We start from the raw sequence: 24,526 nt of genomic DNA, 5'->3' as shown, positions 1-24,526 counted from the left end.
CGATCATTTGGGCGCGAACACCGATTGCAGCAGCCGCAATTCCGCGGTGCGCGCGCGCGTCACGCGCGTCAGACAGACGCGGTCTGACAACCCCTGCGCCGATCCGCCACGATATTCGTAGGAGAACGCGCGACAGTTCGCGTCGCGATAGGCGAGCCACGCGCGCTGGCTGTTAAGCAGCGCCTGCGCGTAGGTCGGCCCGGCTCGCTCCGCCGGCGGCAGATCGGACGGCTTGGTGCCGCGGTCGAGCTGCTGCATCCGCGTCATCACGCTGCGATAGGTCGCGTTCAGCTGCGCGTCGGCGGCGTGATAGTCGCTGGCGGACTGCGCCGCGGCGGGGATGGCGAGCATAGCGCCCGCAACCAGAATCAGTGTCTTCATTCCACTGCCTCGCTTTCAGGTGGCATGTTGTGGCCGAGCAGGCGGAGCACTTCCTGCGCCGCCGCAATCAGATTGGTACCGGGACCGAAGATCGCCTGGACGCCCGCGTCGCGCAGCGCCTGGTAATCCTGCGCCGGGATGACCCCGCCCGCGATAACCTTGATGTCGGGCCGACCTGCGTCACGCAGGTGGCCGATCAGTTCGGGGATCAGCGTCTTGTGTCCCGCCGCGAGGCTGGAGGCGCCGACGACATCGACGTCCTTCTCCAGCGCCAGCTCGCTCGCTTCCTTGGGCGTCTGGAACAAGGGACCTGGCACGATCTCGAAGCCCAGATCGCCGAACATCGAGGACACGAGATTGGCGCCGCGGTCGTGGCCGTCCTGCCCCATCTTGGCGACGAGCATCCGGGGTTTGCGCCCCAGCCGCCGCTCGGTCGCGGCGACACCCTCCTCCAGCCGCGCCCAGGCGGCGTCGCCGTCATACGCGCCGCCATAGATGCCCTTGACCGGCGTCGGCTGCGTACCAAAACGGCCGAACACGTCCTCCATCGCCGAGGAAATCTCGCCCAGCGTCGCGCGCGCACGCGCACAGGTCACCGCGAGTTCGAGCAAATTGCCGTCCCCGCGCGCACCTTCGCGTAACGCATCGAGCGCCGACCGGCACGCCGCCTCGTCGCGCTTCGCCTTCATCTCGTTGATGCGGCGCACCTGCGCCTCGCGCACCGCGTGATTGTCGACATCGAGAATCTCGATCTCGTCCTCGTTCTCCTTGCGGTATTTGTTGACGCCGACGATCACGTCCTCACCCCGATCGACGCGCGCGGCGCGCGCGGCCGAGGCTTCCTCGATCATCGCCTTGGGCCAGCCCGCCGCGACCGCCTTGGCCATCCCGCCCTCAGCCTCGACACGCTCGATGATCGCCCAGGCGCGGTCGACGAGGTCCTTGGTCAGCGCCTCGACGTAATAGCTGCCGCCGAGCGGATCGACCACGTTCGTCATGCCGGTCTCCTCCTGGATCACCAGCTGCGTGTTGCGCGCGATCCGGGCGGAGAAGTCGGTGGGGAGCGCGATCGCCTCGTCGAGCGCGTTGGTGTGGAGCGACTGCGTGCCGCCCAGCATCGCCGCCATCGCCTCCACGCATGTGCGCACGATGTTGTTGTACGGGTCCTGCTCGGTCAGCGACACGCCGCTGGTCTGGCAGTGCGTGCGCAGCATCTTCGACCGCTCGTCGCGCGCCCCCAGGCTGGTCATTACGCGGTGCCACAGCACGCGCGCAGCGCGCAGCTTGGCGATCTCCATGAAGAAGTTCATGCCGATCGCGAAGAAGAACGACAGGCGTCCTGCGAACTTGTCGATGTCGAGTCCGCTCGCGACACCGTATTTCACGTACTCCATGCCGTCCGCGATGGTGAAGGCGAGCTCCTGCACCTGCGTCGCGCCCGCTTCCTGCATGTGATAGCCGGAGATCGAGATCGAGTTGAACTTCGGCATCTCGCGGCTGGTGTAGCCGAAGATGTCCGAGATGATCCGCATGCTCGGCTCGGGCGGGTAGATGTAGGTGTTGCGGACCATGAACTCCTTGAGGATGTCGTTCTGGATCGTCCCGTCGAGCAGCCGCCGCTCGACCCCCTGCTCCTCGCCCGCGACGATGAAGAAGGCGAGGATCGGGATCACCGCACCGTTCATCGTCATGCTGACGCTCATCTGATCGAGCGGGATGCCGTCGAACAGGATCTTCATGTCCTCGACCGAGTCGATCGCGACCCCCGCCTTGCCGACATCGCCCGTCACGCGCGGGTGGTCGCTGTCGTAGCCGCGATGCGTCGCTAGGTCGAACGCGACCGAGAGTCCCTTCTGCCCCGCTTTCAGGTTGCGGTGGTAGAAGGCGTTGGATGCCTTCGCGGTCGAGAAGCCGGCGTACTGCCGGATCGTCCACGGGCGGCCCGCGTACATCGACGCGCGAACGCCCCGGGTGAACGGCGCGAAGCCGGGCAGGCCGGGTTCCCAGCCCGCGACATCGTCGGCGGTGTAGAGCGGCTTGACGTCGATTTCCTCGGGCGTCGCCCAGGTCAGATCCTTGCCCTTGACCTCCTTAGCCGCCGCCTTGGCCCAGGTGTCGAGTGTCGGCGCGGAGGGGGGTGCCGCGACCTCGGTCGGCATGGCCTGGGGCTTGGGCGTGCTGCCCGCGTCCTCGCCGGTGTTCTGCTCGATGATGGAGTAGGGGGTGGGTTCGGTCATGTCGCTCCCTCGGCCGCTCGCGCTCACGCGCCCTTGAACACGGGTTTGCGTTTCTCGGCGAAGCTCGCCGTGCCTTCGCGCGCGTCGTGCGAATTGCCGGCCGTCCGCTGCCCCTCGGCCTCGGCACGCAGCGTCTCGTCGAACGATCCGTCGAGCGCGGTCATCAGATTACGCCGCATCGCCGCAAGCGCGACCGTTGGCCCCGCCGCCAGCCGGGTGGCGAGCGCCAGCGCCTCGTCCATCAACGCTGCGTCATCGACCGTACGGTAGATCAAGCCCCAGTCCGCCGCCTGGTCTGCCCCGATCCGCTCACCCAACATCACCATCTGAGTCGCACGTGCCCGCCCGATCGCGCGCGCGAGCAGCCAAGATGAGCCGCCATCGGGTACCAAACCGATGTTGACGAACGCCTGGAGGAAATAGGCGCTCCTGCCCGCCAGTACGAAATCGCCCGCTAACGCGATCGAACAACCGATCCCCGCCGCTGCGCCGTTGACCGCGGTCACGACCGGCACCGGCAAGCGAAGCAACTGGCTCACGACCGGATTGTAGACGTTCATAAGCGCGTGATGGCTGGCATCACCGCCCGCTACCGCCGAGCGCTCGCCGCGTGCTTGCAAGTCCGCGCCCGAGCAGAACGCCCGCCCCGCCCCTGTCAGTAGCACCGCACGCGCGCCCTGCAGGTCATACAATGCGCCGCCCAACTCCTGCGCGAGGTCAAGCGATGCCGCGTTCAGCCGCTCGGGCCGGTTGAGCGTCACGACCAGCACGTCGCCTCGTCGCTCGGTGATGATCGTCCGGTATTCGGTCATGCCAGCCCTTTCGCTCAATGCTCGCCCGCGGGCGCTTCCATCAACTCGACCAGCAGGCCGCCGAAGTCCTTCGGGTGGACGAACACGATCGGCGTGCCGTGCGCGCCGATGCGCGGTTCGCCCAGCACGGTCGCGCCCTCCGCCTTCAGGTGCGCCACCGCGGTGTCGATATCGGGCACCTCGAAGCAGACGTGGTGCTGCCCGCCAGCCGGGTTCTTGCGCAGAAATCCGGCGATCGGCGACTGGTCATCGAACGGTTCGATCAGCTCGATCTGCGTGTTGGGCGCGTCGACGAAGCAGACGCGCACGCCCTGCGCGGGCAGGTCGAACGGCTCGCCGATCGCCTCGGCCCCCAGCAGCGCGCGATAGGTCGCGACCGATCGCTCGATCGACGGCGTCGCGACCCCCACATGGTTGAGGCGACCCAGTGTCATGCCGGCTGTCATTCCTCGATCCTCCGCTGCCGCGCCGCCATCGCCGCGCCCTCGATGATGCCTTCCAGCCGGCTGACCCGGTCACGAAGCTCGCCATGTGCCTCGGCAAGTCGCGACACGCGCGTGTTCATCGCGGCAATGTCGCGCCCGAGCCCGTCGACCTGCTCCTTGAGCGTGAAGATCGTCTTGATCGCATTTAACGCGCGCTCGCCCGCGCTCATGCCTCGCCACCTAGGATCGCATCAACACGGGCACAGGTGCGCGCGATATCGGCGCGCATTGCGGCAATCGCCGCCGTCATCTCCTGCACCGCATCCTCGACCATCGGCACGATAGCGTCGAGTTCGTCCTCCCCCTCATCACCTGATGCGGACGGCGGCGCGATGTAATGACTCGTTGCCTCGCGCACGACATGGCCCACCGACTTGCCGTTCGACGCGGCATAGGCGTCGAGCGCGGCCTTTTGGTCGGGCGTGGTCAGAAAGGTCACACGTTCGGTCTGCACATCATGTCTCCTTTATCATGGACATGATAATGTGCCGATCACCGCGCGACAACGACCCTCACAGCGGGATGTTGTCATGCTTCTTCCACGGGTTCTCCAGCGCCTTGCCCGCGAGCTTGCGCAGGCCCAGCGCGATGCGGCGGCGGGTGGAGTGCGGCATGATCACCTCGTCGATGAACCCCTTGGACGCGGCGACGAACGGGTTGGCGAATCGTGCCTCGTACTCGGCGGTGCGTTCGGCGATCTCCTCAGGCGTCCTCCCGCGGAAGATGATCTCCACCGCACCCTTGGCGCCCATCACCGCGATCTCGGCGGTCGGCCAGGCGTAGTTGAGGTCGCCGCGCAGATGCTTCGACGCCATCACGTCGTACGCGCCGCCATAGGCTTTCCGGGTGATGACAGTGATCTTGGGCACGGTCGCCTCGGCATAGGCGAACAGCAGCTTCGCGCCATGCTTGATGATGCCGTTATGCTCCTGCGCGGTACCAGGCAAGAAGCCGGGCACGTCGACGAAGGTGACGATCGGGATGTCGAACGCGTCGCAGAAGCGGACAAAGCGCGCCGCCTTCTTCGACGAATTGATGTCGAGCACGCCCGCCAGCACCATCGGCTGGTTGGCGACGACACCGACGGTGCGCCCCTCGACGCGTCCGAAGCCGCAGATGATGTTGCCTGCGTGCCCCGGCTGAATCTCGAAGAAGTCGCCCTCGTCCACCGTCTTACGGATCAGCTCGTGCATGTCGTACGGCTGGTTGGCGGATGCCGGGATCAGCGTGTCGAGACTCGGCTCCAATCGGTCCCAGGGATCGTCGCTCGGCCGCTCGGGCACCGGCTGGCGGTTCGATCCCGGCAAGAAGTCGAAAAAGTCGCGCGTGGCGAGCAGCACCTCGATGTCGTCGTCGAACGCATTGTCGGCGACGCTGGTCTTGGTGGTGTGCGTCACTGCGCCGCCCAGCGCCTCCTGTGTCACGACCTCGTTCGTCACCGTCTTCACCACGTCGGGGCCGGTCACGAACATATAGGACGAATCCTTCACCATGAAGATGAAGTCGGTCATCGCCGGCGAGTACACCGCGCCGCCCGCGCACGGCCCCATGATGAGGCTGATCTGCGGCACCACGCCGGACGCGAGCACGTTGCGCTGGAACACCTCGGCATAGCCGCCGAGCGAGGCGACACCCTCTTGGATGCGCGCGCCGCCCGAATCGTTCAGGCCGATGACCGGCGCGCCGACCTTCATCGCCATGTCCATGATCTTGCAGATCTTCTGCGCATGCCGCTCGGACAGCGAGCCGCCGAAGACGGTGAAGTCCTGGCTGAACACGAACACCAGCCGGCCGTTGATCGTCCCCGATCCGGTCACCACACCGTCGCCGGGGATCACCTGCGCAGGCATGCCGAAGTCGACACAATTATGCTCGACGTACATGTCGAGCTCCTCGAACGACCCCTCGTCCAAGAGCACGTCGAGCCGCTCGCGCGCGGTAAGCTTGCCCTTGGCGTGTTGCGCATCGATCCGCTTCTGCCCGCCGCCCAGCTTCGCCGCGGCGCGCTTTTTCTCGAGTTCGGCGAGCGTCGATGACATCCTGATCTCCTCTGATGCCTCTCCTGCGCGCTGATAGCGTCAGGCGCAAATGCGAAGTTGCGAAGTTGCGAAGGGCAACCTTGCAAATTAAGCCGGAGCGATGCCTCGGACCCGCCTCTACGCCGGCGAACGCCTGCGCGACCTGCGCCGGGCCATCGGGCTCAACCAGCGTGCGATGGCGGCGCGGCTCGGACTGTCGGTCAGCTACCTGTCGCAGCTAGAGGGTGGCGAGCGCCCGCTCACCGCCGCGGTCAGCGCGGCGCTCGCGCGTCACTTTCCCGCTGCCCTCGCGGACATCGAGGGCGAGGCGCCTGCGCGGCGTTTGTCATTGCTTGCCGCCGCGCTTGCGGACCCATCGGTTGCGCCGATCGATGCGGAGAGCATCGGACGATTGGCGGACGAGCGTCCCGACGTGGCCGACCGTTTCATCGCACTGCACGCCGCCAAGCGCGCGGCCGAGGAACGCGCCGCGCTGGCCGAGGAAGCGATGACGACGGGCACCGATCTCGCCGGCGCCGGCGCGCGCCTCCCATGGGAGGCGGTACGCGATTGGTTTCACGACGCCGGCAATTACGTCGACGCGCTCGACCGCGCGGGCGAGGCGCTGGCAGGTACGGGCGAGGCCCTGGAGCGGCAGATCGCGCAGCATGACGTGACGCTGGCGGTCGATCCCGACGATGCCGCACCGCTCGCGCGCTTCGATGGGAGTGTCCTGACGCTCGCCGCCGCCGCGCCGGCCGAGACGCGCCGGTTCCTCGTCGCGCACCGCCTCGCCGCCATCGCCCTCGCCGATCCGATCGCCGCGATCGTCGCCGCTGCACCGCTCGCAACCGACGAGGCGCGCCGGCTGCTCAGCATCGGGCTCGCCAATTACGCCGCCGGTGCGCTGGTGATGCCTTATGCGGCATTCCGGGCGGAGGCGAAGGCGGTGCGGCACGACATTGACCGGCTGTCGCGTCGCTTCGGCGTCAGCTTCGAGCAGGCGTGTCATCGCCTATCGACGCTGCAGCGCCTGGGCGCGGAGGGCGTGCCGTTCTATTTCTGCCGCGTCGACATGGCCGGCAACATCACCAAGCGACATTCCGCCACGCGGTTGCAGTTCGCGCGCTTCGGCGGCGCGTGTCCGCTGTGGCACGTCCATGAGGCGGCGGCGATCCCCGACCGCATCCTCGTCCAGCACGCCGAGACGCCCGACAGTGTTCGCTACGTGTCGATGGCGAAAGGATTGGTGAAGCCGTCGGGCCGCTTCGCGCGTGCGCCGCGCCGCTATGCGGTGGTGCTGGGGTGTGAGGCGGTGCACGCCGCCGACTTCGTCTACGCCGATGCGGTCGGGGTTTCGCACGGCCAGGCCGCCGCGCCGACCCCGATCGGCATCTCGTGCCGCTTGTGCCCGCGCAGCGACTGCGACCAGCGCGCCTTTCCGCCGACCGATCGCGCGATCCGCGTCGATCCGGCGAGGCGCGGCGTCGTGCCTTACAGCGTAGTCTGACGGCGAAAGCGCTCGTTCGCGGCCGCCATCCAGCCGGAGGTCGGCGGCGGTGCAGCGGTACCGACGCGACGCTGCCGCGCGGCGTCGAGATCGATCGCCTCGTCGAAGCGCAGTCCCGCGCGCTCTCCGCGCACCCACTTCACCCGCGCGCCGACATGATCGACGCGACCGATCGAGACCAGCACCGGCATGTCGGCCACCAGGCCGACCGGCTTGGCGATGCACACGCCCAGTCTCGACACGTTCAGCACGCGGTGCTGCGTCGGCTGCGATCCTTCGCTGCGCACCACATCCGCACTCAACATCACGCTGGTGCGGGGATCGCGCGCGGCGGAAACATCGGCGGTGACGGAAGAGATCGGCTGCATGGCGCTTCGCGCCTTAACGACGAAAGCGTTACCAAAGTTATAACGAACCGCGATCAAGCGTGAACCGGGACCGCGCGCTGCTTGCCCTTGCCCGCCACGCAGCGCATGCAGCACGCCAAAAGGATAGGAGCCTGCCCCCGTGCCCGACCACGACCTGTTCCCCGTTCCCGCGGCTTGGGCGAGCGACGCACGCGTCGATGCCGCCGGCTACCGTGCGATCTATGCGCAGAGTGTCGCGCAACCAGACGCCTTCTGGCTTGAACAGGCCGGGCAACTCGAGTGGACCGTGCCGCCTTCGACCGCCGGCGACTGGTCGTTCGACGCCGACGACTTCCACATCCGCTGGTTCGCTGACGGACAACTCAACGTTAGCGTCAACTGCATCGACCGCCACCTGGCCGACCGCGCCGAGCAAGTCGCGATCATCTGGGAACCAGACACCCCGACCGAGGAACCGCGCCGGATCACCTACGCCGAGTTGCACCGGGAGGTGTGCCGCTTCGCCAATGTGCTGAAGGCGCAGGGCGTCGCGAAAGGCGACCGCGTCACGATCTACCTGCCGATGATCCCCGAGGCCGCGTTCGCGCTGCTCGCCTGCGCGCGGATCGGTGCGATCCACTCGGTCGTGTTCGGCGGCTTCTCCCCCGACGCGCTCGCCGGGAGGATCGAGGATTGCGGCTCAAAGATCGTCGTCACCGCCGACTACGGCCGTCGCGGCGGCAAGACGATCCCGCTCAAGGCAAACGTCGACGCCGCCGCCGAACACGCCCCGACGCTCGAGCGCGTGCTCGTCATCCGCGCAACCGGCGAGGATGTGGCGATGGGTGCGCGGGACACCTGGTACCATGATGCTGTCGCCGACGTGGCCGACGACTGCGCGCCGGAGCCGATGAACGCCGAGGATCCGCTGTTCATCCTATACACCTCCGGCTCGACCGGAAAACCGAAGGGCGTGCTCCACTCCACCGGGGGGTACCTGCTCTGGGCCGCCTACACCCACGGCCTCGTGTTCGATTACCGCGCGCCGAACGTTTACTGGTGCGCGGCCGACATCGGCTGGGTCACCGGGCACACCTATATCGTCTATGGCCCGCTCGCGAACGGCGCGACGACGTTGATGTACGAGGGGCTGCCAACCTGGCCCGACGCCAGCCGCATCTGGCAGGTGGTCGACCGGCATCAGGTGCACACGCTGTTCACTGCGCCGACCGCGCTTCGCGCGCTGATGAAGGAAGGCGACGTGCCCGTTCACGCCACCAGCCGCGCCTCGCTCAAGCTGCTCGGCACGGTCGGCGAACCGATCAACCCCGAGGCGTGGCGCTGGTACCACGATGTCGTCGGCGAGGGGCGATCGCCGATCATCGACACTTGGTGGCAGACCGAGACCGGCGGCGCGATGATCGCACCCCTGCCCGGCGCGACCGAGCTGAAACCCGGCTCCGCCACCAGACCGCTTCCCGGTGTCCAGCCGCAACTGGTGGACGAGACCGGGCAGGTGCTCGACGGTGCGACCAGCGGGAACCTGTGCATCACCGCGTCATGGCCGGGGCAGATGCGCACCGTCTGGGGCGATCACGACCGCTTCTTTCAAACCTATTTCACCACCTATCCCGGCAAGTATTTTACCGGCGACGGCTGCCGCCGCGACGAGGACGGCTATTACTGGATCACCGGCCGCGTCGACGATGTCATCAACGTATCGGGCCACCGCATGGGCACCGCCGAGGTCGAGAGCGCATTGGTGCTGAACCCGCAGGTCGCCGAGGCCGCGGTCGTCGGCATGCCGCACGACGTAAAGGGTCAGGGCATCTACGCCTATGTCACGTTGAAAGCCGGCGTCGAACCCTCCGACACGCTCGCCGCCGAGTTGAAGGGGTGGGTCAGGAAGGAGATCGGGCCGATCGCCACACCCGATGCGCTGCAATTCGCGCCCGGCCTGCCCAAGACCCGTTCTGGCAAGATCATGCGCCGCATCCTGCGCAAGATCGCGGAGGGCGACACGGGCTCGCTCGGCGACACGTCGACGCTCGCCGACCCGGCGGTGGTCGACGACCTCGTCGCCAACCGCGTCGGCTGAGCGACGAATGGTTGCATCGGTTACGGCACTGACTTAAGCCTCTGACACACTGTTGTAGGGGAAGGGGATCAATGCAACTCTCTGTATTCGCGCGCCTGTCATTGGGTGCTGCCACACTCGCCATCGCCGCGCCCACGCTCGCGCAGACGGCCGCGCCGGCACCCGCTGCGGCGACCAAGACCGGCCCGCGCTACGGCACGTTCGGGATCGACCTGACCGCCGAGGACAAGTCGGTGAAGCCGGGCGACGATTTCTGGACCTACGCCAACGGTAGCTGGGACAAGCGCACGCCGATCGCCGCCGATCGCACCAGCGCGGGCGCGGGCGTCATCCTGGCTGATGAGGCCGAGGGGCAGGTGCGCGACATCCTGACCGACGCCGCGCGCGATCCCGCCGCGGTCGGCGCCGGCGGCAAGCAGATCGGCGATCTGTACGGCAGCTTCATGGACGAGGCCGCGATCGAGCGTGCGGGCACCGCGCCCCTGAAGCCCTATTTCGCGAAGATCGACGCCGCCAACGACAAGACCAAGCTCCAGACATTGTTCGCCAGCGTCGGCTACGCCTCGCCGGTCGAGGTAGGTCAGCTGCCCAATCCCGCCGATCCCACGCAATACACCGCGATCGCCAGCCAAGGCTCGCTCGGCATGCCGCAGGATTACTTCCTGCTGCCGGGCGCCAAGTACGACGCCTATCGCGCTGCTTATCGCAAGTATGTCGAGCAGGTGCTGACGCTGTCAGGCATCGCCGACGCTTCCGCCAAGGCTGACCGTATCGTCGCGCTCGAGACCGCGATGGCGAAGGTCCAATGGACCCCGGTCCAGCAGCGCGATCTTCAGGCGATGCTGAAGCCGATGGACACCGCGCAACGCAAGGCGCTGGCGCCCGAATTCAACTGGCCGCTGATGCTCAAGACCGCGGGGTACGAGCGCTTCCCGGTCGTCATTATGGGCACCTCGACCGCACTGACCGCGCTCGGCAAGATCTACGCCGGAACGCCGGTCGCGACGTGGCAGGACTGGATGAAGTTCCGCTTCGCCAGCAACAACGCATCGGTGCTGCCGAAGGCGTTCGACACCGCCAGCTTCGACTTCTACGGCAAGACGCTGTCGGGCCAGCAGGAGCAGCGCGCGCGCTGGAAGCGCGGCATCGCGCTCGTCAACGGGGCGATGGGCGAGGCGGTCGGCCAGGTGTATGTCGCACGCCACTACCCGCCCGAGTCCGAGGCGAAGATGGGCGAGCTGATCGACAACCTGCGCGCCGGCTACAACGAGCGGATCAGCGCCAACACCTGGATGGATGCCAAGACCAAGCAGGCGGCGCTTGCCAAGCTGGCGGCGTTCGATCCGCGCGTCGGCCATCCGGTCAAGTACATCGACTATTCGAACTTCAAGGTCGTCCGCGGCGATCCGCTCGGCAACAACATGCGCGCGGGCGAATTCCAGCACCAGCTCGACCTGTCGTACCTCGGCAAACCGGTTGACCGCACGCTTTGGGGCATGACGCCGCAAACGGTGAACGCCTATTACAACCCGCTGTCGAATCAGATCACCTTCCCGGCCGCGATCCTGCAGCCGCCGTACTTCGATCCGAAGGCGGATGCGGCGGTCAATTACGGCGCGATCGGTGCGGTGATCGGCCACGAGATGGGCCACGGCTTCGACGATCAGGGCAGCCAGTTCGGCCCGACCGGCAAGTTCGAGAACTGGTGGACGCCTGAGACGCGCGCGGCCTTTGCCAAGCGGACGGGACAACTCGTCACGCAGTACGATGCCTATGAACCTATCCCCGGCACGCACATCAAGGGTCAGCTGACGCTGGGCGAGAACATCGGCGATCTCGGCGGTGTCGAGGCGGCGTATACCGCGTATCAGAAGTACCAGCAGACGCACGGCAAGGCACCGGTGATCGGCGGGCTGACCGGCGACCAGCGCTTCTTCCTCGCCTACGCGCAGGCGTGGCAGTCGAAGGTGCGCGAAGACGCGCTGCGCAGCCGCCTGCTCACCGATCCGCACTCGCCGGCGTACAACCGCGTCAACGGCGTCGTCCGCAACGTCGATGCCTGGTACAATGCGTTCAACGTGAAGCCCGGCGACAAGCTGTACCTCGCGCCCGACCAGCGCGTGAAGATCTGGTAGCCGAGTGAGGCGCTTAGCCTAGGTTACGCGCTTCTTCGCGCCAGCGAACACGAACGCTCGGCCGACGTGGCGCAACCAGCGCCACGTTCGACGGCGCAGGATCAACTCCCGCGCCGTGGCCAGCCGGATCACAACCGAAACCGCAGCAGCACCGACTACCGGAACCCTCCCCGTCGCCGCAGGTTCGGCGCACATGCACCTCGACCCCCGCACCACCGCACTCGTCCTGATCGACCTTCAGCAAGGCATCGTCGCCGGCGACAAGGGCCCTCGCTCCGGCGCGGAAGTGGTCACGACCGCCAAGTCGCTCGCCGATCGCTTCCGCGCCGCAGGCGCGCCGGTGGTCCTCGTCCACGTCGCCTTCGCGCCCGGCGACGCACCCAGCCGCCAGGTCGACAGGCCCAGCCTGCCCGAACGGTCCCCGCCGGGGTTCGAGACGCTGGTCGAGGGGTTACATCAAGATGGCGACATCGTCGTGCTCAAGCATCATTGGGGCGCGTTCACCGGCACCGACCTCGACCTGCAATTGCGCCGTCGCGGCGTGCGCACGATCGTGCTTGCGGGTATCGCGACCAATTTCGGCGTCGAATCGACCGTGCGCAGTGCGTGGGAGCTGAGCTATGATGTCGTCGTGGTGGAGGATGCGTGCACGTCGCGGTCGGCCGAGCTGCACGACTTCGCGATTACCAACATCCTGCCGCAGATTTCACGTCTGACCAAGGCGGACGCGGTGACGTTAAACAACTGACCTAGCGCTGACACCTGCGCCGCGCTCGACGCAGCCGCCGCTTAAGCCTGCTCAGCCACCATCGGCCGCGCCTGCCTGAGTGAGTCGAGGAAGCGCGCCGCCCACCACGTCACGTCCTCCTTCTGCACGCCGTCCATCAATGCCTGCCAGCGCTGGATGCGCTCCTCCTTCGGCATCCGCAGCGCCTGGTGGATCGCGTCCGACATCTCCTCCGCACTGTACGGGTTGATCAGCAGCGCCTCGGTCATCTGTTCGGCGGCGCCCGCGAACTTTGACAGGATCAGCACGCCCGGGTCTTCCGGGTTCTGCGCCGCAACATATTCCTTCGCAACAAGGTTCATGCCGTCGCGAAGCGGCGTCACCAGCCCGATCTTAGCCGCACGGTAGATGCCCGCCAGCACGTCGCGCGGATAGCCCTGGTTGACGTAGCGGATCGGCACCCAGTCGACGTCGGCATACGCGCCGTTGATCCGCCCCGACAATCCTTCCAGCGAGTTGCGGATGCGGCGATAGGTTTCGACCGAGACACGACTGGGCGGTGCGATCTGGAGCAGGAACACTTCCTTGCGCTCCTCCGGATGCTCGATCAGGAAGCGTTCGTAGCCCGCGAACCGCTCTTCCAGCCCTTTGGAGTAATCCAGCCGGTCGACGCCGACGATCATATCGCGCCCGTCGGCCGAGTCGCGCATGCGGCGGAACGCGAGCCGCGACTGCACTCCGGCCGAGGCTTGCGCGAACTCCTTGGCATCGATCCCGATCGGATCGGCCAGCAAGCGCACGCAGCGATCCCCGTAGGTGATCAGGTCACCCTCGACGGTCGCGCCCATGTCATGGATCGCGAAGTCGCAGAACGAGTCGAGCCATTCCTGCGTGTGGAAGCCGAGCAGGTCGTAGTCGAACATCGCCTCGACCAGCGCCTTCGCGCCCGGCAACGTGCCGAGCAGCCGGCGCGGCGGCCACGGAATGTGGAGGAAAAAGCCGATCCGGTTCTGGCACGCGAGTTTGCGCAACTCGGCGCCGAGCGGGAACATGTGGTAATCCTGAATCCAGATCAGGTCGTCGGGTTCGATCAGCGGGCGCACCGTGTTGGCGAAGCGCTCGTTGGTGCGCTGATAGCCGCCGGCGAAGTCGCGCTCATATTCGGCCAGGTCGATCCGGTAGTGGAACAGCGGCCACAAGGTCCGGTTGGCGTAACCCTCGTAATATTCCTCGACGTCCTGTTCCTCCAGGTCGACGACCGCGGTAGTGACGCCCTGGTTACGCTGAAAATCGATCTGCCCGGTGTAATGCTCGGTTACTTCGCCCGACCAACCGAACCAGATGCCGCCGTTTTCGCGCAGTGCGGCGGCGAGCGCGACGGCGAGGCCGCCTTGCGCCCCCGACGTCGACCCCTTGGGCGCGCTGACCCGGTTGGAGATGACGATGAGCCTGCCGTCGCCCGACCGGCTCATCGGATCGCACTCCACGGCTTGCTGAGCATCCCCGCGCAGTTGATCATGCCGACCAGCGAGTAGGTCTGCGGGTAATTGCCCCACAGCTCCCCGCTGGTTGGATCGATGTCCTCAGACAGCAGCCCCGCCGCGGTACAGCGCGACAGCATTTCTTCGAACAGGCTGCGCGCCTCGTCATGCCGCCCGGTCAGGTACAGCGCCTCGATCAGCCAGAAGGTGCAGACGTTGAACGCCGTTTCAGGCAGGCCAAAATCGTCCTCGGTATCGTAGCGCAGCATGGTGGAGCCGCGCCTCAGCCCCTTCTCGATCGCCTGCAGCGTGTCAACGAAGCGGGGATCGTCCGCCTCGAAGAAGCGCAGGTCGAGCAATTGCAGCACGCTGGCGTCCAGGTCGTCACCCGAGAAGGTCGCGGACATCCGCCGCGTGTCCTCACGCCACGCCGATCGCTCGATCACGTCGCGGATCGTGTCGGCACGTCCGGCCCACAAAGCGCGCCGGTCGGCAAGCCCGAGCCGCTCGGCCGCATTCGCCAGCCGGTCGCATGCCGCCCAGCACATCGCAGAGGAATAAGTGTGGACGCTTTGGCGGGTGCGCAGCTCCCACAATCCGGCGTCGGGCTGATCGTAGTATTTCCACGCGCGTTCGCCGACATGCTCCAGCCGCTCGAAATCGGCCGAGTCGGCAGGGCGGAACAGGCGGTGGTCAAAGAAAGCGTGGACGCTGCACAGCACGATCTGCCCATAGGCATCGTGCTGGATCTGCTCGGCCGCCTGATTGCCGACCCGAACCGGACCCATGCCGCGATAGCCCGGCAACAGCGGCGCGACATGCTCGGGCAGATGCGGCTCGCCCAGCACGCCATACAAGGGCTGGATGTGCCCGTCGTCGTCACCATCACCCGCCGCATCGACGATGTTGCGCAGGTAGCCGAGATAGCCCTCGAGCACGTCGAGCGCGCCGAGCCGGTTGAGTGCCTGCACGGTGTAATAAGCGTCGCGGATCCAGCAGTAACGATAGTCCCAGTTGCGCTCCGATCCCGCATGCTCCGGCACCGAGGTGGTAAGCGCCGCAACGATCGCGCCGGTTTCCTCATGCTGGCACAATTTCAGCGTGATCGCGCAGCGGATCACCACTTCCTGCCATTCGAGCGGCACGGCGAGCCCGCGGACCCATTGCTGCCACTCCGCCACCGTGTCGTGCAGCATCAGGTCGAGCGCGCTGGCGAAATTGCCCGCAAAACTTTCGTCCGGGCCCAGGAAGAAGTGCAGCGGTCGCTCGACCCGGAACGAGCGCTCCTGCTGCACCATGCCGATCGGCGCGTTGGTGGTCAGCCGCATCGCGAGCGCATCAAGCAGGAAGCGGACGTGGTTCGATCCGCCGACCTGCTCGCGGCAGGTACCGCCCCAGCCGCAGGTGGGACGCAGCCGCATCTTGAGCCGCGGGCTGCCAGAAATCGGGCGGACGATCCGCGCGAAGGCGACCGGGCGGTAGGTGCGTCCGTTACGCTCGAAGCGCGGGCAGAAATCGGTCACCTCGATCACACCGCCGTGCGCGTCGGTGTGGCGCGATACGAGCACGGGGGTGTTGCGGACGTAATGCTGCTCGACCGACACGGAGTCCTCGACCGCGATCTCCCAGAACCCGCCCTCCGGCGCCTCTCCGCCGAGCAGCGCGGAGAATAGCGGATCGCCGTCGACACGCGGCACGCAGCCCCAGACGAAGCGTCCGGCGCGATCGACCAGCGCGCTGACCTGGCAATTGCCGATCGGCCAGAGATCGAGATCGCTCATGCCAGCGCCTCCGCGCAACGGCGCAGCCACCCAAGCGCGGCGGGCACGTCATCCAAGCGATAAAGAGCGTGAGTGTGACGCGCCGGCCCGATCAGGATGCCTGCACCACCCAGTTCACATGCGGCGGCGAACGCCGCCTCGTCGGTTACGTCGTCCCCCATGAACACAGGACGCGTGGCGACGCGTCCGGGTTCCGCCATCAACGCTTTCAACGCGCTACCCTTGTCGCCGCCCGGCAGGCGCAATTCGGCGACCATCTTGCCCAATTGCAGATGCAGGCCATGCTCATCGGCAAGCGCGGCAGCCAGCGCCCGCGCGTCCGCCTCCTGATCGGGCGCCAGCCGATAGTGGAGTCCGACGCCGAACGGCTTGTCCTCGACCAGCACGCCCGGCCGGCTGCTGGCAAAGTCCTGGAGGGTGGCGAGCGCCGTGTCGATCCCTGCGGTCCGCTCCGGCGTTTCCACCGACCCATCCGCCGTCGCGATCTCGAGCCCGTGGCTGCCCGCAATCGTCAACGCGACCGGATCGAGCAGCGCGGCGATTTCCGCGACCGAGCGCCCGCTGACGATCGCGACGCGCCCGTCCATCCGTGCCTGCAAATCGCGCAACAGCTGCCTGAGCACATCCGACACGCTCACCGCGTCGGGGGTCGCGGCGATCTCGACCAGCGTGCCGTCGAAATCGAGGAACAGGCTGGCGTTGGTCAGCAGGTCGGCAGGCGGCGGCGGCAGCAGGATGTCGGACATGCGCCGCGCCGTGACGGCTTCGCACCGGCGGCGCAACCCGCCTCGTGAGCCGTCACCCGGCCGATCAGGTCAGACCGGCTCCGCGAAGCACAGGATCGACAGCCCGATCGGCATCGGCACGCGCCCGACCAGATGGCGCTCGACACGGAAGACCCGTTCGAACAGCGCGTTGACCGGCGCGGCAGGCGGCGAATCGTCGCTGTCGTCACGCCCCGTCAGCCGCCCCGCCACGCGCGCCGCGGCGGCAAGCGGGAACAGGACCGAGTTGAAGTAACCAAGCTTGCGCGGACGCAGCCCCGCCGCGTGGATCGCCGCCACCAGCGTCTTCTTGGAATAACGCCGCTCGTGATGGTTCACGACATCGTGCGCGCTCCACATCCACTGGTGCGCGGGCACCGCGATCAGGATCTTGCCACCGGGCGCGAGACATTCGCGCATCGCCTTGAGCGCGCCCACATCGTCGGCAATATGCTCCACCACGTCAAGCACCGCGACCATGTCGTAGCCGCCACGCTCGACGCCCGGCAGCATCGGCAGCGGCGCATCGCCGACCGGCTTGCCCAGCCGTGCGCTGGCGATGTTACGCGCGGCCGGATCGATCTCGATCGCCTCGACGCGGCCGAACTGCGACAGCATCGGCAGATTGTGCCCGGTACCGCAGCCGATCTCCAGGATGCGCGCGTCCGTGGGCAGATGCCCCTCGCGCGTCACGTAGTCCGACAGAATATCGCGGCGCGCACGGTACCACCAGTGCGTGGAGTCATGCTCCGCCATACGGTCGTAAACGCGACGATCCATCAGACGAACACCAGATATTTGTTAAGAAGAAAGGTGACGATCGTCGCCAGCGCGACGGCCGGCAACAACGGCACCCACGGCGCCAGCCCCAGCTGCGCGGTGCCGATCCAGGTGACCAGCGCATTCAACGCCATGCCGCTCGCCTGCACGCCGACGAATTTCAGCTGCTGCGCCGGACCCGATGAATGCGCCCCCTGCCCCTTGAAGCTCCAGCGGCTGTGGAGGAAAAACCCACAGGTGACCGCGACCAGGAACGACGGCGGCACCGCCCACACGGCCTGCGCCCGTGGCAGCACCCACGCGGTCAGCGGCAGGTACACGGCCGAGTAGATCAGCGTCGAGACGCCACCGGCGATGCCGAACCGGACCAGCTGCCAGAACGCTTCCCGCTGGCGCGCGCCACGTTCGTCCACAGCCTTGTTTAACCGATCGATGCCCGCCGCCACCATCTTGCCCTTTGCGCTGCCCCGCGTCAGGAGCGCGGCGGGGGCGTACTAGCTCGCACGCGATGAAGGAAGCGTTTTGACCGATCTTCTCCGCTCGATCTTTGGGCGCGACGCACTGGAACGCACCGCGGAGGCGCTCGATCGCCGCTGGATCAACCGCACGCTCATTGCCTGGGCGATCATCACCGCCTGCTTCGTCATACAGCGCTGGAACGCAATCCAGTGGCTGAGCCTGGGCGACACCGACGACAACATGCGGTTGATGCAAGTCCGGGCGTTACTCGCCGGGCAGGGCTGGTTCGACCTGACCAACTATCGCCTCGATCCGCCGACCGGCTTCAATATCCACTGGAGCCGGCTGGTCGACCTGCCGATCGCCGCGCTGATCCTCGTCTTTCGACCCTTCACCGGCAATGCCGAGGCGGAGCGGCTGGCGTGCGGCATCGCGCCGCTGCTCCCGCTGTCGCTCGCGCTGCTGGGACTGGGTGCGACGGTGCGCCGCCTCGTGTCGCCGATCGCCTGGCCGCTCGGGATCGCGGTGGTGCTCGTCACCAACGTCGCGCTGGGCATGTACATGCCCGACCGGATCGATCACCACGGCTGGCAGCTCGCGATGCTGTGCCTGACGGTCGCGGGGCTATGCGATCCGGAGGATGCGCGCGGCGGCGTGGTCGTCGGCCTCGCCAGCGCCTATTCGCTGTCAATCGGGCTTGAGCTGCTGCCCTTTGCCGCAATGGCGGGCGCGATCATCGCGCTTCGCTGGATGTGGGACGCGGGCGAGCGGCGGCGGCTCGCCGCCTACGCGCTGTCGCTCGGCGGCGGTACCGCGGCGGGGTTTGCCGGGTTCGCCTCCTACGCCAACCGCGTGCTACGCTGCGACGCGCTGACGCCGGTGTACCTGTCCACCGTGGTGGTCGCCGCCGCACTGCTGCTGGCGCTCGCCTTCTGGTCACCGCGCAGGCGTAGCATCCGCATCGCCGCCGCGCTGGTCGCGGGCGGCATCGTCGCGGCGTTCTTCGCACTCGCCTTCCCGCAATGCCTCGGCCGACCCGAGCAGGTCTCGCCCGAGCTCTACACCAGCTGGCTCGCCAACGTGCGCGAGGCCAAGCCGATCTACAAACACCCGCTACGCAGCGCCGCCCCGATCGTCGCGCTGCCGATCATCGGGCTTCTCGGCGCGCTGTTCGCGACCTGGCGCGCGCGGCGCACACCCGCGCTGCTCGGCTGGACCTGCGTCGCGCTGTTCACCGCCTTCTCCTGCGCGATGCTGTTGTGGCAGGCGCGCGCCGGCCCTGCGGCGCAGCTAATGGCGGTGCCGGGCGCCGTCGCGCTCGCCTGGGCGATGCTGCCATGGGTCGCGAGCCCACGCTGGTGGCCGGCAAAGCTTGCCGCCGCCGCGATGGCCTATGTGCTCGTCTCGGGCTGGTTCATGGCGCTGGCGGTGCGATACCTGCCGATCGATCGCCCCAGCGCCTATGTCACCCGCGTCAATCGCGCCACCGGGCGCTGCCTGACGATCCCCGCGATGCAGCCGCTCAACGCGATCCCTGCGCAGACCGTGTTCACCTTCGTCGACCTCGGCCCTCGGCTCATCACGCTGACGCACCACGACGCGATTGCGGGGCCCTACCACCGCAACGGCGACGCGATCCTCGACGTACAGCACGCCTTCAGCCGCTCGCCCGATGAAGCGCGCGCAATCATGAAGCGTCACGGCGCGACGCTGCTGCTCGTCTGCCCCGACATGGCGGAATCGACCAATTACCGCGCCAAGGCAAAGAACGGTTTCTATGACCAGCTGGCACACGGCAAGGCGTTCAGCTGGCTCGAACCGGTGCCGCTACCTGCCAAATCGCCGTTCCGCGCGTTCCGCATCAGCTAGGAAGGTAGCGCCTTGAGCTATCTCGATCGCTCGTCGCGACACTGGGGCGTGATGGTCGCGACCTGATCGCCCTGCCCGCACTGTTTGTCTGGTACTGATCGAGGCGGTCCGCGGCAGTCTGGCGTGCGCGAGCGTCGATGGCCCGTGCGGCGCGACAGTCCTCGGCTTCATCGCGGGCGTTGCGGTGATCGGCTTGGTCACCTCGACGATCGGCTGGCTGCTGAATCGCTTGATCGTTTTGGTCAGCGGCCCTCGGTAAGAGCTAGCCTACCGCAACTGCTCCATCACGCCGTCGATCACGAACTGCACCGCCAGCGCGGCCAGCAGCACGCCGAGAATTCGCGTCACCACCGCCTCGATCTTCGCTCCAACCACCCGCATCAGCGGCCCGGCGGCGAGCAAAGCGACGAGCATCAGCGCCAAGTTGGCGAGCAGCGCGCCGAACACCACCAGCGAGCGCTCGATGCCGTTGTTGCGCGCCATCAGGAGCATAACGGTCGCGATCGATCCCGGCCCCGCGATCATCGGCATCGCCATCGGGAAGATCGACACATCCTCGACCTCAGAGGTCGCCTGAACCTTGGCGGCGCGATCCTCACGCCGCTGGGTGCGCTTCTCGAACACCATCTCCAACGCGATCAGGAACAGCATGATGCCGCCCGCAATGCGGAAGCTGGCGAGCTCGATGCCGAGGCCGTGCAGCAGCGGCTCGCCCATCAGCGCGAAGACGAGCAGGATGATCGCCGACACGATCACCGCGCGCACCGCCATCGCGCGGCGGTGCGCCGCAGTTGCGCCCGCGGTCAGCCCGGCAAAGATCGGCGCGCAGCCGGGCGGATCGATCACCACGAAGAAGGTGACGAAGGAGGAGACGAACAGCTCGAGCATCAGCCGCGCCCGCCCGAGGTGATGCTCACAGCGTGTCGTCCAGCGTCACGCCCTCGCGACGTGCGGCGGAGACCAACGTGTTGCGCATCAGCACTGCAATCGTCATCGGCCCCACCCCGCCCGGCACCGGCGTGATCGCGCCTGCCACATCGGCCGCGGCTGGGTCGACGTCGCCCACCAGCCCCGCGTCGGTACGGTTGATGCCGACGTCGATCACGCTCGCGCCCGGCTTGATCCACTCGGCCTTGACGAAGCCGGGGATGCCGACCGCGGCGACGACGATGTCGGCGCGTGCGACATGCGCCGCGAGGTCGCGCGTGCGGCTGTGCGTCATCGTCACGGTGCAGCTTTCCGCCAGCAGCAACTGCCCCATCGGCTTGCCGACGATGTTCGACCGTCCGATCACCACCGCGTCCAGCCCGGCCAAGCTCGAATGCACGTCCTTCAGCAGCATCAAACAGCCGAGCGGGGTGCACGGCACGAACCCCGGCAGACCGGTCGCGAGCCGCCCGGCGTTGACCGGGTGAAAGCCGTCGACATCCTTGTCGGGATCGATCCGCGTGATGACGCGGCGTTCGTCGATGTGGCGCGGCAGCGGCAGTTGCACCAAAATGCCGTCGACCGCCGGATCGGCGTTCAATCGGTCGACCAGCGCGATCAGTTCGTCCTCTGCCACATCGACCGGCAGGCGATGCTCGAAGCTTTCCATGCCGGCAGCAAGCGTCGCCTTGCCCTTGCTGCGAACATAAACCGAAGAAGCCGGGTCCTCGCCGACCAGCACGACCGCCAAGCCGGGCTTGCGCCCCGACGCGGCGACGACGCGCGCTACCTGTGTTGCCACACGCGCGCGCAATGCACTCGCGAAATCTTTGCCGTCAATGATCCGTGCGCTCATGCCGCGCTCCTTAAGGCGCGGCAGTCGGCTACGCCAGCGTAGCGATTTACCCGGCGCAATCCCGGGTCAGAGTGCGCCGCCGCCCGCCATCGTGCTCGCCGCGACGTTGTTGAGGATGATGTTGGCGATCGCCATCAGCACCAGCACGATCATCGGCGCGAAGTCGATCCCGCCGGTGTTCGGCAACCGGCGCCGGATCGGACGGTAGAGCGGATCGGTCAACCGGTCGAGCCCGTCGTGAAATGAGCGGATGAACGGGCTCGACGTGTTGATGACGTTGAACACGATCAGCAGCGACAGCACGAACTGGATGATGATCACCCACCACACGACGTTGAGCAGGACCTGCAGGATCTGGATAATGGTCAGGATCAACACGGGGGCTTCAACTCCGAACGGGGTGCGCCGGTCCTAGCCGATGCGGGCACGGAACGGAACGCCCTTACGCGAATGGGACCCGGCGGTTCCAAGATACGTGTGCGCCGGTGCAATCAGCTATTTACGGTCTTCCTCTACCAATCAGCGCATGCCTGATGCCTTTGACCTCACCCTTCGCATGGTCTTGGGGCTGGCACTGGCGCTCGGCGTCATTATCGGCCTGAACACGCCCGGCTACATCCCCAGTGCGCGACTGATGTTGCTGGCGAGAATGGTGGATACGAACAGCGGACGCGCCGCGATGGCTGGCGCGTTGCGAGACCTGCGCGGTAATTGGCGCGGTCACGGCCGCCTCCATGTCACCGCCGCCGAGATCGGTGTACGTGCCGGTCGCTTCCCCTCATGGCAGAACGACGAGGGTCTTCTTGCGATGACCACTATCGATTGCCCGCCCGCGCGCCCCTGCACGGTCGCGGCCGCTGCGTTAATCGGCTTCGACGCGCGTCACTTGACCGTTAAGTAGCGTACGTCGGGATCTATCCCCGCCGGATCAGCGTGCCCGCACCGCGCTTCGTGAAGATTTCCAGCAACATCGCGTGGCGGATGCGGCCGTCGAGTACGACCGCCGCGTCGACGCCTGCCTCGACCGCGGCGACGCACGTCTCCAGCTTGGGAATCATACCGCCGCTGATCGTGCCGTCGTCGCGCAGCGCCTTGACCTGTGCCGGGTTGAGGTCGGTCAGCAGGTCGCCCCCCTTGTCGAGCACGCCCGCGACGTCGGTCAGCAGGAAGAAGCGCGCCGCACCTAGCGCGGCGGCGATCGCGCCCGCCATCGTGTCGGCGTTGATGTTGTACGTGTGGCCATCCGCGCCGATGCCGATCGGCGCGATCACCGGAATGATGCCGTCGGCCGACAAAGTGTCGACGATGCGGCGGTCGACCGCCACCGGTTCGCCGACGAAGCCCAGATCGACGTGGCGCTCTATCCCCTGCCGCGGATCGGCGTCGCGGTTGCCGCCGACCTTTTCCGCCTGCACGAGCCCCGCGTCCTTGCCCGAGATGCCGACCGCACGTCCGCCCGCGCGGCCGATCCAGCTGACGATCTCTTTGTTGATCGATCCCGCCAGCACCATTTCCGCGATCCGCGCGGTTTCCGCGTCGGTCACGCGCAACCCGTCGACGAAGCGCGACTCGACGCCCAATCGCTTCAGCATCGACCCGATCTGCGGCCCGCCGCCGTGGACCACCACCGGATTGATGCCGACCGCCTTCAGCAGCACCACATCCTCGGCGAAGTCGCGCTGCGCCTGGCTGTCGCCCATCGCATGGCCGCCGTATTTCACGACAAACGTCTTGCCCGCATAGCGTTGCAGGTACGGCAGCGCCTCGACCAGCGTTTCGGCCTTGAGCGACGGCGTAAAGGTGGGATCGGTCATGGCCGTGCGCGATAGCGCCAGCGACGCGGTTGCGAAAGCGTCGGCGATCCGGCCGCAGGTCGCGCTGGTAAATTCTGGGTCATCGAAGACCACGCGCTATGATCCCGCTGCTCTCCTCGTTGCCTGGGCAAGCACCCAGGTGCGCAGCGCACTCGCCAGATTGGGCGCATCGTTCACGGTGATCCTCAACGCATCGATCTGCGCCACCAACGCGGAAAGCGGCAACACGCGCACGACCGCCTCCTGCTCGAGCGCGTGCCAGAACAAGGGTTCGAGGCTGATCGAGGTCTGATGCCCCGCAATCGTGATCGACCGCTTGACCGGGCCGATGAACCCGCCGGGCGGCGCTGCGATCACGCGAGCGCGGCGTCGACGGTCGCCAGCGCGTGCAGCTCGGTCGTGTCGAACAACGGCACTGCGCTATCCTGCGCCGTGACCAGCAACATGATCTCGGTGCAACCAAGGATGACTGCTTCCGCACCACGCGCGACCAGTCGGGCGATTACGTCGCGGTACGATGCGCGTGAGGTGTCGAGCACAAGGCCCTGGACCAGCTCACGGTAAATCACATCGTGCACGATACCGCGATCGGCGGGGTCCGGGACGATCACGTCGAGGCCATGCGCACGCAGCCGCTCGACATAGAAAGGCTGCTCCATCGTGAAGGCCGTGCCGAGCAACCCGACGCGGTTGTAGCCTGCACGCATCACCGCCTGCGCCGTGACGTTCATGACATTGACGAGCGGCACGTCGGCGACGGCGGTGATCGCGTCCGCCACGCAGTGCATCGTGTTGGTGCACAGCGCCAGCAGCTCTGCACCACCGCGTTGCGCGGCAAGCGCGGCTTGCGCGATGCGGTCACCCAGCCTCGGCCGATCGCCGGCGTGCTGGAGCGCGGCGATCTCGCCAAAGTCGACCGATACCATCACGCATCTGGCCGAGTGCATGCCGCCCAGTCTGCGCCGCACCTCCTGGTTGATGATACGGTAGTAATGCGCCGAGCTTTCCCAGCTCATACCGCCGATTAGCCCGATCGTGCGCATCG

The 24,526-nt window shown here is 67.0% G+C and carries 25 protein-coding genes; 6 read left to right on the top strand and 19 right to left on the bottom strand.

Annotated features, from left to right (window positions below):
* Positions 1-3: 3 nt before the first annotated feature.
* From SMN802W_RS16330 to SMN802W_RS0103665, 7 genes are all read right to left on the bottom strand, one after another.
* Positions 4-381, bottom strand: a complete 378-nt coding sequence (locus SMN802W_RS16330; protein ID WP_019515544.1) for a lysozyme inhibitor LprI family protein — start codon at positions 379-381, stop codon at positions 4-6.
* Positions 378-2,540: a methylmalonyl-CoA mutase gene (gene scpA, locus SMN802W_RS0103690; protein ID WP_026325709.1), complete on the bottom strand. Its 2,163-nt coding sequence runs from the start codon at positions 2,538-2,540 to the stop codon at positions 378-380. Before scpA ends, SMN802W_RS16330 begins: the two co-directional genes overlap by 4 nt.
* Positions 2,541-2,641: 101 nt before the next feature.
* Positions 2,642-3,430 carry an enoyl-CoA hydratase-related protein gene (locus SMN802W_RS0103685; protein WP_019515542.1) on the bottom strand — a complete coding sequence of 263 codons (789 nt, stop codon included), beginning with the start codon at positions 3,428-3,430 and terminating at the stop codon, positions 2,642-2,644.
* 14 nt (positions 3,431-3,444) lie between these two features.
* Positions 3,445-3,864 (bottom strand): methylmalonyl-CoA epimerase, encoded by a 420-nt coding sequence (gene mce, locus SMN802W_RS0103680; RefSeq protein WP_019515541.1) that lies wholly within the window; start codon positions 3,862-3,864, stop codon positions 3,445-3,447.
* A gap of 8 nt (positions 3,865-3,872) precedes the next feature.
* On the bottom strand, positions 3,873-4,085 hold the full coding sequence (locus tag SMN802W_RS0103675) for a hypothetical protein (protein ID WP_019515540.1): 213 nt from the start codon (positions 4,083-4,085) through the stop codon (positions 3,873-3,875).
* Positions 4,082-4,369, bottom strand: a complete 288-nt coding sequence (locus tag SMN802W_RS16325) for a hypothetical protein (RefSeq protein WP_019515539.1) — start codon at positions 4,367-4,369, stop codon at positions 4,082-4,084. The genes SMN802W_RS0103675 and SMN802W_RS16325 overlap by 4 nt, the downstream gene beginning before the upstream one ends.
* Positions 4,370-4,427: 58 nt before the next feature.
* A complete protein-coding gene (locus tag SMN802W_RS0103665) occupies positions 4,428-5,954 on the bottom strand; it encodes an acyl-CoA carboxylase subunit beta (protein ID WP_019515538.1) in 1,527 nt (508 codons plus the stop codon).
* Positions 5,955-6,054: 100 nt separating this feature from the next.
* Here SMN802W_RS0103665 and SMN802W_RS0103660 point away from each other — a divergent pair, with 100 nt between their 5' ends.
* Positions 6,055-7,443, top strand: coding sequence for a helix-turn-helix domain-containing protein (locus tag SMN802W_RS0103660; RefSeq protein ID WP_019515537.1), 1,389 nt, complete (start codon positions 6,055-6,057; stop codon positions 7,441-7,443).
* Here the strand turns inward: SMN802W_RS0103660 and SMN802W_RS17480 are convergent.
* Entirely contained in the window at positions 7,428-7,811 is a 384-nt protein-coding gene (locus SMN802W_RS17480) for a PilZ domain-containing protein (RefSeq protein ID WP_156818712.1), read from the bottom strand. The genes SMN802W_RS0103660 and SMN802W_RS17480 overlap by 16 nt on opposite strands.
* Positions 7,812-7,950: 139 nt before the next feature.
* On the opposite strand from SMN802W_RS17480, the gene acs reads away from it, so the two are divergent.
* From acs to SMN802W_RS0103640, 3 genes are all read left to right on the top strand, one after another.
* Positions 7,951-9,888 carry an acetate--CoA ligase gene (gene acs, locus SMN802W_RS0103650; RefSeq protein ID WP_019515535.1) on the top strand — a complete coding sequence of 646 codons (1,938 nt, stop codon included), beginning with the start codon at positions 7,951-7,953 and terminating at the stop codon, positions 9,886-9,888.
* A gap of 71 nt (positions 9,889-9,959) precedes the next feature.
* A complete protein-coding gene (locus SMN802W_RS0103645) occupies positions 9,960-12,023 on the top strand; it encodes a M13 family metallopeptidase (RefSeq protein WP_083925583.1) in 2,064 nt (687 codons plus the stop codon).
* A 193-nt stretch (positions 12,024-12,216) separates the two neighbouring features.
* The gene (locus tag SMN802W_RS0103640; RefSeq protein WP_019515533.1) at positions 12,217-12,771 is read left to right on the top strand and encodes an isochorismatase family protein; all 555 of its coding nucleotides are present in this window, start codon (positions 12,217-12,219) and stop codon (positions 12,769-12,771) included.
* 41 nt (positions 12,772-12,812) lie between these two features.
* On the opposite strand, the gene SMN802W_RS0103635 is transcribed toward SMN802W_RS0103640, so the two are convergent.
* From SMN802W_RS0103635 to SMN802W_RS0103615, 5 genes are all read right to left on the bottom strand, one after another.
* On the bottom strand, positions 12,813-14,222 hold the full coding sequence (locus tag SMN802W_RS0103635; protein ID WP_026325708.1) for an alpha,alpha-trehalose-phosphate synthase (UDP-forming): 1,410 nt from the start codon (positions 14,220-14,222) through the stop codon (positions 12,813-12,815).
* Entirely contained in the window at positions 14,219-16,012 is a 1,794-nt protein-coding gene (locus SMN802W_RS0103630) for a glycoside hydrolase family 15 protein (protein ID WP_019515531.1), read from the bottom strand. Before SMN802W_RS0103630 ends, SMN802W_RS0103635 begins: the two co-directional genes overlap by 4 nt.
* On the bottom strand, positions 16,009-16,758 hold the full coding sequence (otsB, locus tag SMN802W_RS0103625) for a trehalose-phosphatase (RefSeq protein WP_019515530.1): 750 nt from the start codon (positions 16,756-16,758) through the stop codon (positions 16,009-16,011). Before otsB ends, SMN802W_RS0103630 begins: the two co-directional genes overlap by 4 nt.
* A gap of 69 nt (positions 16,759-16,827) precedes the next feature.
* Positions 16,828-17,556: a class I SAM-dependent methyltransferase gene (locus SMN802W_RS0103620; RefSeq protein ID WP_019515529.1), complete on the bottom strand. Its 729-nt coding sequence runs from the start codon at positions 17,554-17,556 to the stop codon at positions 16,828-16,830.
* Positions 17,556-18,002, bottom strand: coding sequence for a GtrA family protein (locus tag SMN802W_RS0103615; protein ID WP_338010594.1), 447 nt, complete (start codon positions 18,000-18,002; stop codon positions 17,556-17,558). Before SMN802W_RS0103615 ends, SMN802W_RS0103620 begins: the two co-directional genes overlap by 1 nt.
* Before the next feature lie 76 nt (positions 18,003-18,078).
* On the opposite strand from SMN802W_RS0103615, the gene SMN802W_RS0103610 reads away from it, so the two are divergent.
* Positions 18,079-19,884, top strand: coding sequence for a hypothetical protein (locus tag SMN802W_RS0103610; protein WP_019515527.1), 1,806 nt, complete (start codon positions 18,079-18,081; stop codon positions 19,882-19,884).
* Positions 19,885-20,151: 267 nt separating this feature from the next.
* Here SMN802W_RS0103610 and SMN802W_RS0103605 read toward each other — a convergent pair whose 3' ends face one another.
* From SMN802W_RS0103605 to SMN802W_RS0103595, 3 genes are all read right to left on the bottom strand, one after another.
* Positions 20,152-20,772, bottom strand: a complete 621-nt coding sequence (locus tag SMN802W_RS0103605) for a MarC family protein (RefSeq protein ID WP_019515526.1) — start codon at positions 20,770-20,772, stop codon at positions 20,152-20,154.
* Positions 20,773-20,797: 25 nt separating this feature from the next.
* Positions 20,798-21,667 (bottom strand): bifunctional methylenetetrahydrofolate dehydrogenase/methenyltetrahydrofolate cyclohydrolase FolD, encoded by an 870-nt coding sequence (gene folD, locus SMN802W_RS0103600; protein WP_019515525.1) that lies wholly within the window; start codon positions 21,665-21,667, stop codon positions 20,798-20,800.
* Positions 21,668-21,733: 66 nt separating this feature from the next.
* Positions 21,734-22,045, bottom strand: coding sequence for a YggT family protein (locus SMN802W_RS0103595; protein WP_019515524.1), 312 nt, complete (start codon positions 22,043-22,045; stop codon positions 21,734-21,736).
* A gap of 97 nt (positions 22,046-22,142) precedes the next feature.
* On the opposite strand from SMN802W_RS0103595, the gene SMN802W_RS0103590 reads away from it, so the two are divergent.
* Positions 22,143-22,568 (top strand): hypothetical protein, encoded by a 426-nt coding sequence (locus SMN802W_RS0103590; protein ID WP_238560098.1) that lies wholly within the window; start codon positions 22,143-22,145, stop codon positions 22,566-22,568.
* A gap of 13 nt (positions 22,569-22,581) precedes the next feature.
* Here SMN802W_RS0103590 and argB read toward each other — a convergent pair whose 3' ends face one another.
* The 3 genes from argB to SMN802W_RS0103575 form a co-directional block, all read right to left on the bottom strand.
* Positions 22,582-23,481: an acetylglutamate kinase gene (gene argB, locus SMN802W_RS0103585; protein ID WP_026325706.1), complete on the bottom strand. Its 900-nt coding sequence runs from the start codon at positions 23,479-23,481 to the stop codon at positions 22,582-22,584.
* Between the two features lie 96 nt (positions 23,482-23,577).
* The gene (locus SMN802W_RS0103580) at positions 23,578-23,838 is read right to left on the bottom strand and encodes a ribbon-helix-helix domain-containing protein (protein ID WP_019515521.1); all 261 of its coding nucleotides are present in this window, start codon (positions 23,836-23,838) and stop codon (positions 23,578-23,580) included.
* The gene (locus tag SMN802W_RS0103575) at positions 23,835-24,524 is read right to left on the bottom strand and encodes an aspartate/glutamate racemase family protein (RefSeq protein WP_019515520.1); all 690 of its coding nucleotides are present in this window, start codon (positions 24,522-24,524) and stop codon (positions 23,835-23,837) included. The genes SMN802W_RS0103580 and SMN802W_RS0103575 overlap by 4 nt, the downstream gene beginning before the upstream one ends.
* Positions 24,525-24,526 lie beyond the last annotated feature (2 nt).

This window comes from Sphingomonas sp. Mn802worker (genome assembly GCF_000382485.1).
In the GTDB taxonomy this organism is placed as follows: Bacteria; Pseudomonadota; Alphaproteobacteria; order Sphingomonadales; family Sphingomonadaceae; genus Sphingomonas.
Note: the sequence above shows the minus strand (reverse complement) of the source record. Positions and strands in the feature narration are given on the sequence as shown.

What these genes read in the sequence shown, in the direction of transcription:
- scpA (WP_026325709.1), bottom strand. Translation starts at nt 2,540, where the DNA reads ATGCCGACCGAGGTCGCGGCACCCCCCTCCGCGCCGACACTCGACACC.
- mce (WP_019515541.1), bottom strand. Translation starts at nt 3,864, where the DNA reads ATGACACTGGGTCGCCTCAACCATGTGGGGGTCGCGACGCCGTCGATC.
- SMN802W_RS0103605 (WP_019515526.1), bottom strand. Translation starts at nt 20,772, where the DNA reads ATGCTCGAGCTGTTCGTCTCCTCCTTCGTCACCTTCTTCGTGGTGATC.
- SMN802W_RS0103685 (WP_019515542.1), bottom strand. Translation starts at nt 3,430, where the DNA reads ATGACCGAATACCGGACGATCATCACCGAGCGACGAGGCGACGTGCTG.
- SMN802W_RS0103645 (WP_083925583.1), top strand. Translation starts at nt 9,960, where the DNA reads ATGCAACTCTCTGTATTCGCGCGCCTGTCATTGGGTGCTGCCACACTC.
- otsB (WP_019515530.1), bottom strand. Translation starts at nt 16,758, where the DNA reads ATGTCCGACATCCTGCTGCCGCCGCCGCCTGCCGACCTGCTGACCAAC.
- SMN802W_RS0103575 (WP_019515520.1), bottom strand. Translation starts at nt 24,524, where the DNA reads ATGCGCACGATCGGGCTAATCGGCGGTATGAGCTGGGAAAGCTCGGCG.
- SMN802W_RS0103660 (WP_019515537.1), top strand. Translation starts at nt 6,055, where the DNA reads ATGCCTCGGACCCGCCTCTACGCCGGCGAACGCCTGCGCGACCTGCGC.
- SMN802W_RS0103675 (WP_019515540.1), bottom strand. Translation starts at nt 4,085, where the DNA reads ATGAGCGCGGGCGAGCGCGCGTTAAATGCGATCAAGACGATCTTCACG.
- SMN802W_RS17480 (WP_156818712.1), bottom strand. Translation starts at nt 7,811, where the DNA reads ATGCAGCCGATCTCTTCCGTCACCGCCGATGTTTCCGCCGCGCGCGAT.
- folD (WP_019515525.1), bottom strand. Translation starts at nt 21,667, where the DNA reads ATGAGCGCACGGATCATTGACGGCAAAGATTTCGCGAGTGCATTGCGC.
- SMN802W_RS0103635 (WP_026325708.1), bottom strand. Translation starts at nt 14,222, where the DNA reads ATGAGCCGGTCGGGCGACGGCAGGCTCATCGTCATCTCCAACCGGGTC.
- argB (WP_026325706.1), bottom strand. Translation starts at nt 23,481, where the DNA reads ATGACCGATCCCACCTTTACGCCGTCGCTCAAGGCCGAAACGCTGGTC.
- SMN802W_RS0103640 (WP_019515533.1), top strand. Translation starts at nt 12,217, where the DNA reads ATGCACCTCGACCCCCGCACCACCGCACTCGTCCTGATCGACCTTCAG.
- SMN802W_RS0103665 (WP_019515538.1), bottom strand. Translation starts at nt 5,954, where the DNA reads ATGTCATCGACGCTCGCCGAACTCGAGAAAAAGCGCGCCGCGGCGAAG.
- SMN802W_RS0103630 (WP_019515531.1), bottom strand. Translation starts at nt 16,012, where the DNA reads ATGAGCGATCTCGATCTCTGGCCGATCGGCAATTGCCAGGTCAGCGCG.
- SMN802W_RS16330 (WP_019515544.1), bottom strand. Translation starts at nt 381, where the DNA reads ATGAAGACACTGATTCTGGTTGCGGGCGCTATGCTCGCCATCCCCGCC.
- SMN802W_RS0103620 (WP_019515529.1), bottom strand. Translation starts at nt 17,556, where the DNA reads ATGGATCGTCGCGTTTACGACCGTATGGCGGAGCATGACTCCACGCAC.